Raw genomic sequence first — 13,364 nt, 5'->3', positions numbered from 1 at the left:
TCATCAATCGAAAAGCTGATACCATTTCTTAGCGATTGCATCACCTGCAAAATCTTTTACAGATTCCACCGCTTTTAAACCCATCTTCTTTCTTTCCTCAGGGTGTTCAATCATGTAGCAAATAGCATCTGCCAATGCCTGCTTATTCTGGTTCTCAACTAATATGCCATTAATATCTGTCTTTACAATATCAGAAGGACCAGTAGGGCAATCAAAGCTAACAGCTGGTAAACCTTGGGTCATAGCTTCGGCTATCACCATCCCAAATCCTTCAAAACGAGATGAAAGTACAAACATTGAAGCTTCGCGCATTGCAATTGGCACATTATCAGTTCTTCCTTTCAGTATAACCACATCCTGCATTCCCTTTTCTTTGATGTAATTACCAATCTCGTCACGATAGTTTCCGTCACCATAGATATAGCACTTCCAGTCGGGATACTTCTCATTTACTAATACAAAAACATCTACGAGAGTATCAAAGCCCTTCTGGTACTGAATTCTTCCCATAGCAATAGCAATCTTATTGTCCAAAGAAGAGTGATAATACTCAGGCACAACTACTGGATTCGGGATTAAGACAGTATGCTCCAAAGCAAAGTGCTTATCATAGCACCCCTTATCCAATGAAGTTAGAACAGTAATCTTCTTACATCTCTTATATATATGAAGACGAATTTTCTTTATTAATGAATTATAATAATCGTAATATACATGTTCTGTTGCAATTACTCTACTCATATCCACTCCAGCTAAATAGAGCACAAATACATTAGGGAACGACTGGCCAATAATCACATCATAATGGTTCTCCTTAAAGAACTTTCGTACAGTGAAGACATTACTGAACATCTTAAGCATTCGCCTAAACGAATGAGGCTTTGCATCATAGTTCTTTTCGGACAAGAACTTGATTGCGCAATTATCAAAAGGATACCACAATTTTTCACCTGATTTGAATTGTGAAACAATCTCGATTTCAAGATCATTTCTGTCCTTTAAAAACTGTGATATAAGGTTTGATGTCACTCTTTCGATACCTCCAGTATGAGTGATGTCATCAATAAAGAAACAAATATTCATATCGTGTATTATTTAGGTTTACTACCAATAAGTAGTTGTGTTAATCTATATTGATTACAAATTATACTTAACAACCACGAACTAACGAATGTTGTAGAAAACAAGAAGAGTACTCCAAGATAGCAATTTGTCGTATCGAGCCAATCTTTTATAGCGGGCGTCATCATCAAGCATGCTACGATTATCTGGTGAAAAAGATAGATACCCATTGAATTGTCTGATATATTCTTAACCTGCAACTTTACTCCCACCGGAATAGCAAAGTTCGGAATTAACGTAACAACAATGATTACCAAAAAGCTTGCATACTCCTTTATCACCTTATCCATAAAAAGAGATTGAGGACACAAAGCAAACAACAATGCAAAAGATCCTATCAGACTCAACCAGAATTTCCAATCTTTATATGTCTCAGTCAGACCTCTTCGTGCAGGATATAGCCTAAAAGAAAAAATGGCAGGAAGTAGAATATTTTTGTTATCTCTAAGAAATTAATTTCCGCAAAAAACGGAAAAATCAAGAAACTTGCCGTAACTAAGCCTGTAGCCAATCGGTCACTTTTTACAGTTTCTAACAGATACCACAGACCTGGGGATAAAATAAACAAGCCAAACAACATCTGCAAAAACCACAAATGACAAATTCCATACAAAAGCTGTTCTATTCGATACAAATCACTGAATATCAACAAAACGCCACCCCCTATTACAAAATAAGGGACAAGCAGTCTCAAAGCTTTATTCTTGTAAAAAAGTAGAAGACTATCATAATGTCCCTTGTGCTTCAGCCCCCAGTACAAATAACCAGATATAAATACAAATACCGGCATATGGATGCCTCCCATCAATGTAGTCAGCACCTTCATAATAGAGTTATAAGGGCCCTCGCCAAAAGGCCATGTGGGACTTGCGTAATAACAAGTACAATGATAGAAAACCACCATTGTCATTGCAATAACTCTATATAATGTCAGGTTGTCTGACGAGATTTGATTACAGGTTTTCATTTGATACGATTGAACAATGGTTTAATCGCATTTTCTGGCAGAAAATTCTCTGCTTTTTTTATACAATTTTCTTTTAGTCTAATTATCTTGTTGGGGTTGTCGACAATTTTATCTAGGATGCTTTCAAATCCTGAATTGGTATTAAAGTCATAACCTAATCCCGTTTCATCTTCTATAACTACATCAGAATAACTCTTCCATTTTGCAGATATTACAGGTACACCAGCTGCATACGAATCAATGATTGTCCCTGGGATTCCCTCGGTGTAGTACTGAGTAGGAAAGAGTAGAGCGAAATAGTCTGAAAGAATCTCAACGCTTTTATCAAAAGGAACATTACCTTTGTAGCAGATTGAGTCATCAAAATGTTTCTTTAGTTCAGTGAACCAAGCTTCGTCCTCCCCTGGATCTACAGGACCATAGATATCAAGTAAATAAACCTTACGGCCATATTTCCTATTCAGTTTCATCACAAGTTCAACTGCAGTACCGATACCCTTCTTCTCTGTAACCCGTGAGAAGGTGGCCAACTTATATGGTTCTGAGTAAATTGTTGGCAAATCCTCCTTTTTTTCAATTTTCAGAGGCTTGCAGTTAGGCATCACACAAACATTATTAAATCCAAGTTTGTGCAATGCATTCATCATAGTTTGCGTTTCCACATAGATGCCAGAAAACTGATGGAGTGCTTTAATAACCTCTGTTTTTCCGGGGAGGAGATCTTGAAGCCAACCACCAATCACAGAATAATGTAGCCTACGGTGGAAGATTTTATTGAGTTTTGTCATCAGTTTAGCCAGAACCACCAATCCGTTATGCGCGGGAAGAATGACAATATCCGTACAAGTCATCATTGCCCACACTAATTGAAACGTCAGCAAAAATCTGCTATACTTTGCTAACGTGTCTATTCTATAAATCTTACCATATTTTGCTTCCAAAGCATCTGCCAAGATACAGGTCTTAACCTCTTGCCCACCCTTGGGAACACCCCACAGACGAAAGGCTCCACACACACATATTTTAGCCATAATTACTCTCTGATTTTTTGAATAGCTTTAACTATAAAAGCTAATGATTTGCAAAGAACATTTCTACATTGCTTCCTCCAACAATCTGCATATTCTTGAAATACTATATCTCCCGTTATATCATACATTGCTTGCATTTGAGCAATGTGCAAGTTATGATAAAACGGGGATGCAAATTTACCATTGAAGTCATACAAACTCCAGTATGAATTTTTGAATCGAGGAAGGACGGCTAATAAACTTCTTTGTGATTTATCGAGCTTTGCCTTATATAGCCCTTTGTCTTTAGTAGCTAAAACATAATCATAAAGCCCCCACCATGCAAAAATCCATCCATTCATTACGACAGGTTGGTTTGTGTACTCCCAGAAAACTACATTTTCACCAAAATATTCTGTGGTTCCTCCATCACGAAGGTCTGTAAGCATAAAGTCTATTGCTTTTTTTGCCGCTTCAAGGTATTTACTGTCTCCCGAATAGATATACGCTCTAACCAAAACAGAAGTTCCTTCTCCTTGTGCCATTGCTCCATAAGGAGCTTCTGGATAAACGTGTGAAAAATTGTCCCACCTTCCTTCATCATCCAATTTATTAAGAGCCCATTCAGCACATTGTATAAATTTGTCAATATAAACTTCATTATTCTCAATCAACCACAAATCATAACACCCCAAAGCATACTGAAATATAGCTACAGGAAAATGTATACTTTGTCCATCAAGTTGCTTAATCAAAGGAAGGTCGTTGTTATTAAGAAAGCTTTTGTCCATAGTTACCTTTCCGGTTAAGTCATTGTAATAGCCTTTTATTTCGTTTTTACTATACACCTTCCCGATACCTTGATTGACATGCTCAACACTTCTTCCTACGAGCATTTTTGTCCATCGTTGTATTTGTATAATATTTATTGCCATTTACTCATATAGATTTTGTCGTAACCTTCATACATCTGTTCAGCCGAGAATTGTTTCGATCTATTTCGAGCATTCTTTCCTATTTGCTCTCGAAGGACATCGTCAATAATCAATTTTTTGATTGCGGATACAAGATCAGTTGCTGTAGGTTGTATTAAAAGACCAGAAACACCATCCTCTATCATATCAGGAACGCCACCGACAAACGATGCAATAATGGGCATACCACACCCCATTGCCTCTACAAGTGTAATAGGCATGCCCTCATAAAAAGATGGTAATATAAAACAATCTGCCTCCTTGAGGAAAGGATATACATTACTCTGAATGCCAGAGAACTCAATCATATCGGTTAAATCTTTTTGCTTAACTTCCAATTTCCAGCTCTCTTCATTACCAGCGCCACCGATAAGATTAATATGGATATCAATTCCATCTTTTTTGAAAATTTCTGCAGCTTCAATTATTGCACCATGATTTTTCTGAGGATTAAACCGCCCAATATGCACAATCCTAAATGGCTTTGAAGCAACATAATCATTCTTAACAAAACAACGGTGTAAATCAGAACCATTATAAACGACAGGTGTCTGCGATTTTGTGATGTGATACTGCTCCACCACAGTATTTTGAATGAGTGGACTAATGCTTACAGGAACCACATTGTTGAATTTGTAAAACCAATAAGCCAATTTCTTACGATATCCTTCAACCTCCTTAGATGCTATATTATGAACTGTATGAATTCGAACCTTCACTCTTGCCAAAATAGCTGCAGGAATAGCATATTGCATTACATACCTATGGGTATGTACAATTTCAATACGATAATCCTTCATCACACGATATAACTTTTGTATGACGGAAAGATCCAATCCTTGTTTTTTTCCCAAATAGAGAATCTTAATACCTCTATCTTCCATCCTATCTGTAATAGAAGAATGGAAGTCGAACAAACTTACAACAACTACATTATATTTACCAGAAGCCTGTAGTTGATAACAAAGAGTCTCACACATTGTCTCTGCACCAGCAAGCCCAAATTCAGGCATTACTTGAAGGATGTTTACTTTATTCATTAGAATAATAGTTTAAAGTCTTTAATCCACTCAGACATCGAGCCACAAAAGATTGATATTGTATTAAGTAACAGGATTGCTCCGAAGAAACCGAATCTAAACACTTTATTTCGAATATTTTTCATAGCAATTGGAACCATAATCATAACTGCAGGAGTGAAATATCTTACCAGTCTTCCTAACAAACTAAATGAGGTTCCAAAGAATGCCAAAATTGTTGAAAACAACAAAATAACCAACAGGAGACGATTGATACCTTCTTCAAAGACCTTTCCTTTAAAGATGTAAACAAACGATATTAGGTAAGCAGATCTCATAATGAAGTCTGTCATGTTTGATAAACCAGACTTTGTACCAGTAATGTAATTATCATAAGAAAGACCTAAACTGTCATTTAACTGACCAAGATATCCAAAGACGAAAACACATGCTGCTACCATTAACAAAATAGTAATTGCAAGTTTCTTTTTATCCGACATTCCGTAAAGAAAGTATATAGGAAAAAATAAAACTGATGTCATATGCATTGAAAATGCAACCAAGCCAATTAAACAGAATCTTTTCAGATCTCTACTGATTATATACGGGTAAGCAAATAACCAAATAGCCATAGCAATATGCTGCCTCAACACAAAAAGAGACTGCGGAAATTCAGTAACTAGCAACAACAAGATAGGTACTACATAATACGGAGAATACCTTAAAAAGAACTTGTGATACGAAACTGCCCAAATTATTCCAATACTACAGAACAGTAGCTGATAATTATTAGATACTTCTAAACATAATTTATTAAGAATCAAATAACCATATTCACTAACAACAATTGCTTCACCCTTCAAAACTTCTGACCAAGTCAATTTTTGGGTAAATTCGAAAATTTGTAGATAAGTATCTAAATCTGGAAGGCTGTTCGGATCAACAAATGTTCTCAACACAAAGAAACCACTAAATGCTATCAGACAGTAAGCCTTTCTTTTAGTAACAAATTTACCAGGTAACCCAGAGATAATGAATGCAAGAAATATGCACCACACTAAATTCCATATAAGAATTTGCATAATTATTTCAGGCTGGAATACATTCGCACAATATTTTCAGAGTCGATTTCCAAAGAGAAACTATTTTTTGCATGTTGACGAATCTGTTCTCTATTGCAGTTCTTAACATTATCAACCAAAAGCTTCAGATTAAATCCTTTTTCAAAGCAAATGATTGTATTATCTTCAATCATTGACTGCTCCACCCAACAAGCAGCGACTTTTGAGCTAATTACAGGAAGACCACATGCCATATATTCTGCAAGTTTTGTAGGGGAAGCCACTTGGTTCATCACAACATTATCTCTAAGCAGGAAAGCCACATCTGCAGCATTCAAATAGTCCGATACCTTGTCAAATGGAGAAGACAAAGCAATTACATCATTTGATAAGTATTCCAGATTTAATTGCTTAAGTAGCAGCTTGAGTGTATCTACCTCTCGTGTCAGGATTAAGAACTTACAGTCATCAACGATTTTTTGAGTATCTGCAAATATCATCAACGACTCCTCAATTTTCTGCCACTTCATCAATCCGCCTACATATACAAATACAAAGCTATTATCCGAAATACCTAACTGCTTTCTTATCACAGATTTCTTATCCGCTTCTAGTTTGAACATATTTGTATTTACTCCACACTTATAAACAAATATTCGTTCCTTATTGACTGAGTATTTTTTGGCTATATGCCTCTTCATTTCCTCCGATTGGCAGATTATATAATCTGCCTTCTTCGAAGTCAATGTTTCCAAACGAGTAATATAGTCCAAACGCCATTGCACAATATTGGGATTGTTATATGCATACTCTTCAGGAAGAGCTCCATGCATATCGGCAATATACTTGCAATTCAACAAATTTTTCATTTTCATTGCCGAATAACTTGTCGAATATTCGCCAACAATCATTTCCGGCCTATGCCTTAAATATATAAACAGGATGGCAATCGAAGTCCACAAATCACAAATCCACTGAATAAAGCTTGAATTTCCTGTAAAGGGAAGGAGTGGTACGTAATATTTACGCACCACATTATCTGTAAGATTGAAACGCCAAGTTTTCTTAACCAGTTTTCTATCTCTTAATGAATAGAATTCTACCTCTATACACTTGGTTTTTGCGATATTGCAGATTTCATTGTCTATATTTCGAATTCTCCTTATCTCACCAGAGTTGGGATTTGGAGAATAATGAAAATGAATAATCATAATTCCAGTAAGTCTTTATAGGTTATTGAAGCACAGAGACTGTTCAACGCTTTGATACTCTTATTCGTCATACCTGTTTGATCTTTAGGATGTTGGATGAAGCACAACAAATCTCTATCTTTATACATATTAATAACGATTGGTATGCTGTACGGACTAAGGTAGAGCGAAAGCATTTTCAAATCATTATCCATCTTATAGCTTTCATCGCACGGATCGTTATCGTTGCTTCTATGATGTGTTCCGTCTGTAAGGTACTCGCAATTGTTAGTTAGCAACTGATACAATCTCTCAATAACTTTCACTACAAATGGGCGTTTCAAAGGTGTAATTGGAATCTCAAGGAATTCCCCAGCTGGATCTTCCTTACACACATCGTTGCTAAAATGGTAGATAGAAGAATCTGACATTACTCTAAAATCATAAAAAAAGTTGGTATGCTTTGCACAAAATCCTTTGCAAGGTGATGAGTCAATCTTGATTCCCGCTTTTTGGAATCCTTTCTTCAGTTTGTCAAAAGGTTGTACTGCCCATCCACCTGCTCTGAAGGCAACGATCTTGTACTCAGAATCAACCTCACGCGCAATGTTTGTGAGCAGATTTGTTCCCTCCACAAACATATCTACAATCTCCTTCTCAGAAAAGCTATTAAGACTGTAGTGACGAAATTCGGAAAAGTCCCATGTACCATCGCCATTATATTTGGCATCTACCCAATGAGGGTGAATATGCAATTCTATGCGGTGACCTCGGTAAACCATATCCTTGAGTTGATCAATTATGAGTTGATGGTCTGCTAAGGTACGTTCAGTATTCGCTTCTTTCAAATACTTTAGCATCTGCCAATCTACGAAAAAGTTACCCTTAAAGCTAACGGAATCCATTGCATCGAGCAGGAGGTTAGTAGGTTCTATCAAGGACCTCAAAACCGTCCCTGATCTATCGCCAAAGAACAGCTCGTAGTCGTATGAGAGGATGATTTCTTTCTTCTGAAACATAAATTATCTGTTACCTGTAAGAACAGGCATTATGGGTTTGAACAATTTATTTAGTACGTGGTAGTATACTACAGATATTCCATATACCATGAATGGACTCAACAAATACAATAAGCATAGTAGCCATTCATTCTGGAGAGAAAAACATTGCTCAAGCTTAATACAAATTGTAGTAGGAGCAATAAACAATCCGCATGCATGTATGGCATATACAAAGAACGAGCTTTTATCGATTATGCTAGGGATGGTAATGCTGTATCTTTCATTGATTGATTTTGCCAGCCATATCATCGCTATTGCCACTAGTATGGTTGTCATCTGCTGTATGTATCTTAATCCTTCCTGAGACTGTGGATACTGATATAGTCCAATGACAATAGATGTTACAGCCAAGAAAACAATAAGCCAATTGAGCCACTCTGAATTTATCAGGCAAAACTCCTTTTTGTCAACAGCCATATAGGCTCCCAAAGTAAAGAACAGAAATGGACGTAAGTTGGATATAACTGTCAGTTTGCTTGAGTTCATTATTGTTTGTGTTTTCAAAGTTTCTTTTTAACAATATCTATTATTTCTTTCAACGAATCATTTTTCGCTATTATTGACAGACCTACATAGCATACAAAAAACATAAATCCTCCAACAAAGAATTGCATGTACATATTATCAAAACTATAGACAGGAATTGAAGCAACGAGTACCCCTATGACACCCAATACCAAGCTAGGGGTGAAGTCTTTTATCTGTTCCCAGATAGATACTCCGATTAGTTTTTTTGTATATGCAGAGTTTAGCACCATAGCCAATAGCCCGTAGCTTGCCTTACCAACACAAAGGCCTATTAGGCCAAAAGGCACGGATACTATAAGAATCAGGAAGGCAGTAATCTTTTTAATCACCTCCAGTTTGAGGGCTAGATCTGCTCTACCTTTGACATAAATCAGATTGCGGTTTATGCTGCTAATATGTTCTAACAAAAAGCCACAGCAAAGAATTTGCATAAGCACAATGATATCTGCCCATTTTTCTGTAAGAAGAATTAGCACCAAAGGTTTTGCAAGAACGAGTAGACCAAGTAACAAGGGCATTATTATGTAGCTGGACAATGATATATATTTGCGATAAACAGAAACCAATTGGCGTTCATCGCTTATCTTGCTCATGATTGGAAACGTGACACGCGAAAAAACCTCAATGCAAGTGTATGCAGGCATCGAAGTAAACTGTTCGGCGCGTGAGTAGTAACCCAACTGAACTGGAGTGCAGAATTTTCCGATTATTATAGGATAGAGATTGGCGTAAATTCTATCAATGATATTGGCTACCATTAAGCGCATACCGAATGGAAACAAACGGCAAAATGATGATACATCAAAAAAGCATACTGGTTTCCACCTTTGAGTGATGGCATACATACCGGTCATCATAACTGCAGAAGTTAAATATTGTCCTACCAGAGCCCATACTCCGAACCCCTTATAAGCAAATATAATACCTACTACACCTGAGAATAATGCTGAAATGACAGTAACTTTAGCAACAGCCTTAAAGTTGACGTCAACAGTCATTCGCACTTTATGTATGGCAGAGAATGAAAATATTATAATTCCCAAACTCTGAATCCTCAGATATAATGTAACATCGTTATTGTAGAACAACGATATATAAGGAGCCGCAAAGAACAAAATAAAGTAACAGCATACAGACAGTAAAACATTGAACGTGAATATTGTCGAATAATCACGTTCAGTCTTATTCTTGTCCTGAATCAGTGCTGTAGCAAAGCCTCCGTCTATAAAGACTTGCGATATTGTGATAAACACAAAGATGATGGCAACGATACCATAATCCTCAGGCATAAGGAGGCGAGCCATTATGACACTAATCACAAATTGGACCACCTTTGTTGACGCAGACTCTACGAAGGACCATATTACTCCCTTTACAGATTTGCTTTTAAGATCTTCTGCCATATTAAGTTAGTATCTTCCCACTTTTATAATTTGTTCCCAAAAGTTACTTTCTTTACATAATTCTATAGGAATACTCCTGAAATTGCGTTCATAAAGCGGTGTCTGATAAACGTTAGGATCAGCATGCGCATTTTTTTTTGGCGTCATGAAATCCTCTCCATAGAGAGTTTTCAAGATTTCTACTGAGTTACATGGAATTTTAATTTTCTTATTTCTGAACTTCCAAGTCATAGTTGAAGTTTCATAGGGCACAACAACATCTTTTGCTCTAAAGAGATTCATACTGCTTGAAAACAACCAGTCATATCCCGTGATAGCCAATGGGAGAAAAATGTGCGTTTGTGACCCTACATCTATATATGAGAAATAAATATCACATGTTAACCCTTTGAACTTCATAGGAAGTTGGCATCCTTTAAAATCAGAAGCGACAAAAATATTACTGAACTCAAATCCGTGCTTTTTCAAAGAAATCAGAAGATTATCTGACAAGCTTCTGATATCAAGTGCCATATCAATATCATCATCATGAGGGATAAAATCATTATTTCTGTATATTCCCAACAAAGTTCCAAACATAGGAATAAAAGTGATACTAAGTTCGCTAGCTACATCGTAATAAGCTTGTAATGCTTCACCACCAACGTTCTGTAGTAATGTACACGCCTTTTTTATCTTTCTCTCTTTTTTTATCTTATCTATTCCTGTAAATTTTAAAATGGAACGAATTAATGTTTTTGCAATCATATCAATTATTACTTTACTATGATGTTATACAGTAGGCGTACAGTGTTTTTATCAAGCACAATAGGATTATTCTTAAGCCTTGTTGTGTTTATTGAGTTTGTCAGTATTTGTATTGAAGCATTGCGTTCGTTATCAACTGGATTTACTAATACTAATTTTGACAACATGTCCTTAAATTTACTTATTGCTTCTTGTGTTGTATCACAATTCATTGCCTTAGCTATATCATTGAATATACAAATAAGATGTTCTGTTCCTCTTGTATCTACACAATAGTTCTCGTGATACAAATTATCAAGCATATATTTCCATATAACAGGTAAACACACTGCTACTGCATGCCCATGAGGGAATCCATAAAGAGAAGTAATCTTGTAGCTCATGGCGTGAGCAGCTGTGGTTTGAGTGATGTTGATGGCGCGACCGCTGTAATTAGCTCCCAACATGATATTGGCAGCTGCCTGATCATCGTTCTCAAAGATATACTTCTCCCAGTTCTGCATGATGAGTTCAATCGTCTTACGACTGTACTCATAGCTTTCTTCAGTAGAGTTGACTGACCACCAAGATTCAATACCTTGACAAAAGGCATCCATCATAGTGCACTTCTTCTGATACTGAGGAAGCGATTTCAGAACAGATGGCTCCAAAAAGGCGTAATTTGGTAGAATACCATCGTTTGTGACGGTCTGTTTTGCTCCCTCGTAATACATAACAGCATTGTGTGTGCTTTCACTACCGGTTCCCGCAGTGGTTGGAATGGCGATGAAAGGAATCTTAGTGCCATCAATTTCTACACGTGTATTCACCAAAGGAGGAAGGATTGCGTCATTTCCCTCTTTAGCCAGTACTGCAAGTTTGATACATTTTGCCACATCTATCGGGCTACCGCCTCCGATAGCCAGAATACCATCGCAGGCCTCTGATTTGAATAGTTCAATACCTTTACTTATCTGTTCATACAACGGATTAGGCGTAAATTCGGTGAAATAAATCCTCTCGATATCCAGCAACTTAATCATATCCTTGAAATTGAGCGATTGATAAGAACGAGAACCGGTAACAATAAATAACTTCTTGCTACCACTCTCATTCAATATCAGAGGCAATTTATTGATTCCCTGAATGATATTCTGCTGCATAACTTAGTTCAATTACTTCTGAAGAAAGGCCATAAGAGCCTCTTTGTTTTGAATAGGAGTCGTAGTAGGACGACCGAGATCCTTGCGGTTGCCCTTCTTAACACAAATCTGCAGAAGTACAGGACCTTCTGCATTCTTTATTTCAGCAAGTTTTGCTTCGAGTTCCTCCATGGCCTCTACCGAATAGGTTACCGCATAACCCACTGCTTTAGCAACGGCACAAAGGTCAATCTTGAGACCAACAGTAGGCTGGCCACCTACAGAGTCGTGTGCACCATTATTGAATACTATATGCACATAGTTTTTACACTTCATGCTAGCAGTAATGGCCATATTACCCATATGCATGATGCTAGCACCATCTCCATCAAAGCAATATACTCTACGTTCAGGTTTCTGGAGTGCGATACCGAGAGCAATCTGTGAAGCGTGCCCCATAGAACCTACAGTAAGGAAATCACGCTCATGACCCTGGTTCCATGCGGTACGTGCCTCAAAAAGCTCGCGCGAAATCATACCGGTGGTTGATACGATGCAGGCGTTATCCTCGATGCTCGAAGTTACCTTCCGTATTGCTTCCTCGCGAGACATGGTGAGGTCGTTCACCTCAATATTCTGAAGTTTGTAGGCATCGAAGGTATCCTTCTCGATAACAAGCGCATAGCACTCGTTGGTAACCTTCATAAAGTCGACAGCAATCTTGATCTGCTTTGCAACACTCTCTTCGTCCTTAGGCAGGATAGCATAGTTGATACCCATGGTGTTTAACAGACCGGTAGTCACCTTACCTTGCTTTATATGCTGAGGCTCATCATGTACACCGGGGCGGCCTCTCCAACCGATAACGAGCAGTACAGGAATATTGTATACCTCCTTATCGGTAAGCGAAGCTAACGGATTGATTATGTTGCCCTCACCGGAGTTCTGCATATAAACTACAGGTACTTTGCCTGTTGCCAAATGATAACCAGCAGCAATACCCATAGCACCACCTTCGTTAGCAGTAATGATGTTCTGCTCAGCAGGAAGATTGTCGGTAATGTAGGCACAGATATTCTTGAGCAGTGAGTCAGGAACACCAGCATAGAAATCTATGCCGTGTTCCTTAAGCGTATTTACGAAAAATTCAGGTCTTATCAT

General features: G+C 37.4%; 12 protein-coding genes. All 12 read right to left on the bottom strand.

Annotated features, from left to right (window positions below):
• Positions 1-3: 3 nt before the first annotated feature.
• The 12 genes from DW121_RS12080 to aepY all read right to left on the bottom strand — a co-directional run bounded on the left by DW121_RS12080 (position 4) and on the right by aepY (position 13,364).
• On the bottom strand, positions 4-1,083 hold the full coding sequence (locus DW121_RS12080; RefSeq protein WP_118323899.1) for a glycosyltransferase family 4 protein: 1,080 nt from the start codon (positions 1,081-1,083) through the stop codon (positions 4-6).
• 415 nt (positions 1,084-1,498) lie between these two features.
• The gene (locus DW121_RS12070) at positions 1,499-2,089 is read right to left on the bottom strand and encodes an acyltransferase family protein (protein ID WP_118323897.1); all 591 of its coding nucleotides are present in this window, start codon (positions 2,087-2,089) and stop codon (positions 1,499-1,501) included.
• Complete coding sequence (locus DW121_RS12065) at positions 2,086-3,120, bottom strand: glycosyltransferase (protein WP_118323896.1); 1,035 nt, start codon at positions 3,118-3,120, stop codon at positions 2,086-2,088. The genes DW121_RS12070 and DW121_RS12065 overlap by 4 nt, the downstream gene beginning before the upstream one ends.
• 2 nt (positions 3,121-3,122) lie before the next feature.
• Complete coding sequence (locus DW121_RS12060; RefSeq protein WP_118323895.1) at positions 3,123-4,034, bottom strand: D-glucuronyl C5-epimerase family protein; 912 nt, start codon at positions 4,032-4,034, stop codon at positions 3,123-3,125.
• A complete protein-coding gene (locus DW121_RS12055; protein ID WP_118323894.1) occupies positions 4,025-5,113 on the bottom strand; it encodes a glycosyltransferase in 1,089 nt (362 codons plus the stop codon). Before DW121_RS12055 ends, DW121_RS12060 begins: the two co-directional genes overlap by 10 nt.
• Entirely contained in the window at positions 5,113-6,174 is a 1,062-nt protein-coding gene (locus DW121_RS12050) for an EpsG family protein (RefSeq protein ID WP_118323893.1), read from the bottom strand. Before DW121_RS12050 ends, DW121_RS12055 begins: the two co-directional genes overlap by 1 nt.
• 2 nt (positions 6,175-6,176) lie before the next feature.
• Positions 6,177-7,364, bottom strand: coding sequence for a glycosyltransferase (locus DW121_RS12045; RefSeq protein ID WP_118323892.1), 1,188 nt, complete (start codon positions 7,362-7,364; stop codon positions 6,177-6,179).
• Positions 7,361-8,362 carry a hypothetical protein gene (locus tag DW121_RS12040; RefSeq protein ID WP_118323891.1) on the bottom strand — a complete coding sequence of 334 codons (1,002 nt, stop codon included), beginning with the start codon at positions 8,360-8,362 and terminating at the stop codon, positions 7,361-7,363. The genes DW121_RS12045 and DW121_RS12040 overlap by 4 nt, the downstream gene beginning before the upstream one ends.
• 542 nt (positions 8,363-8,904) lie before the next feature.
• Positions 8,905-10,335 (bottom strand): lipopolysaccharide biosynthesis protein, encoded by a 1,431-nt coding sequence (locus DW121_RS12030; RefSeq protein WP_117712310.1) that lies wholly within the window; start codon positions 10,333-10,335, stop codon positions 8,905-8,907.
• A gap of 6 nt (positions 10,336-10,341) precedes the next feature.
• Positions 10,342-11,082 carry a LicD family protein gene (locus DW121_RS12025; RefSeq protein WP_118323890.1) on the bottom strand — a complete coding sequence of 247 codons (741 nt, stop codon included), beginning with the start codon at positions 11,080-11,082 and terminating at the stop codon, positions 10,342-10,344.
• Positions 11,083-11,090: 8 nt separating this feature from the next.
• Positions 11,091-12,224: a phosphonoacetaldehyde reductase gene (locus DW121_RS12020; RefSeq protein WP_117712306.1), complete on the bottom strand. Its 1,134-nt coding sequence runs from the start codon at positions 12,222-12,224 to the stop codon at positions 11,091-11,093.
• A gap of 12 nt (positions 12,225-12,236) precedes the next feature.
• The gene (gene aepY / locus DW121_RS12015) at positions 12,237-13,364 is read right to left on the bottom strand and encodes a phosphonopyruvate decarboxylase (protein ID WP_117712304.1); all 1,128 of its coding nucleotides are present in this window, start codon (positions 13,362-13,364) and stop codon (positions 12,237-12,239) included.

Source organism: Bacteroides sp. AM10-21B, from assembly GCF_003472565.1.
Classification (GTDB): domain Bacteria; phylum Bacteroidota; class Bacteroidia; order Bacteroidales; family Bacteroidaceae; genus Bacteroides; species Bacteroides propionicigenes.
This window is presented reverse-complemented; position numbering and strand designations above follow the sequence as displayed.

Excerpts from the sequence above, each read along its gene's own strand:
- DW121_RS12080 (WP_118323899.1), bottom strand. The coding sequence starts at position 1,083 with ATGAATATTTGTTTCTTTATTGATGACATCACTCATACTGGAGGTATC.
- DW121_RS12070 (WP_118323897.1), bottom strand. The coding sequence starts at position 2,089 with ATGAAAACCTGTAATCAAATCTCGTCAGACAACCTGACATTATATAGA.
- DW121_RS12065 (WP_118323896.1), bottom strand. The coding sequence starts at position 3,120 with ATGGCTAAAATATGTGTGTGTGGAGCCTTTCGTCTGTGGGGTGTTCCC.
- DW121_RS12060 (WP_118323895.1), bottom strand. The coding sequence starts at position 4,034 with ATGGCAATAAATATTATACAAATACAACGATGGACAAAAATGCTCGTA.
- DW121_RS12055 (WP_118323894.1), bottom strand. The coding sequence starts at position 5,113 with ATGAATAAAGTAAACATCCTTCAAGTAATGCCTGAATTTGGGCTTGCT.
- DW121_RS12050 (WP_118323893.1), bottom strand. The coding sequence starts at position 6,174 with ATGCAAATTCTTATATGGAATTTAGTGTGGTGCATATTTCTTGCATTC.
- DW121_RS12045 (WP_118323892.1), bottom strand. The coding sequence starts at position 7,364 with ATGATTATTCATTTTCATTATTCTCCAAATCCCAACTCTGGTGAGATA.
- DW121_RS12040 (WP_118323891.1), bottom strand. The coding sequence starts at position 8,362 with ATGTTTCAGAAGAAAGAAATCATCCTCTCATACGACTACGAGCTGTTC.
- DW121_RS12030 (WP_117712310.1), bottom strand. The coding sequence starts at position 10,335 with ATGGCAGAAGATCTTAAAAGCAAATCTGTAAAGGGAGTAATATGGTCC.
- DW121_RS12025 (WP_118323890.1), bottom strand. The coding sequence starts at position 11,082 with ATGATTGCAAAAACATTAATTCGTTCCATTTTAAAATTTACAGGAATA.
- DW121_RS12020 (WP_117712306.1), bottom strand. The coding sequence starts at position 12,224 with ATGCAGCAGAATATCATTCAGGGAATCAATAAATTGCCTCTGATATTG.
- aepY (WP_117712304.1), bottom strand. The coding sequence starts at position 13,364 with ATGATAAGACCTGAATTTTTCGTAAATACGCTTAAGGAACACGGCATA.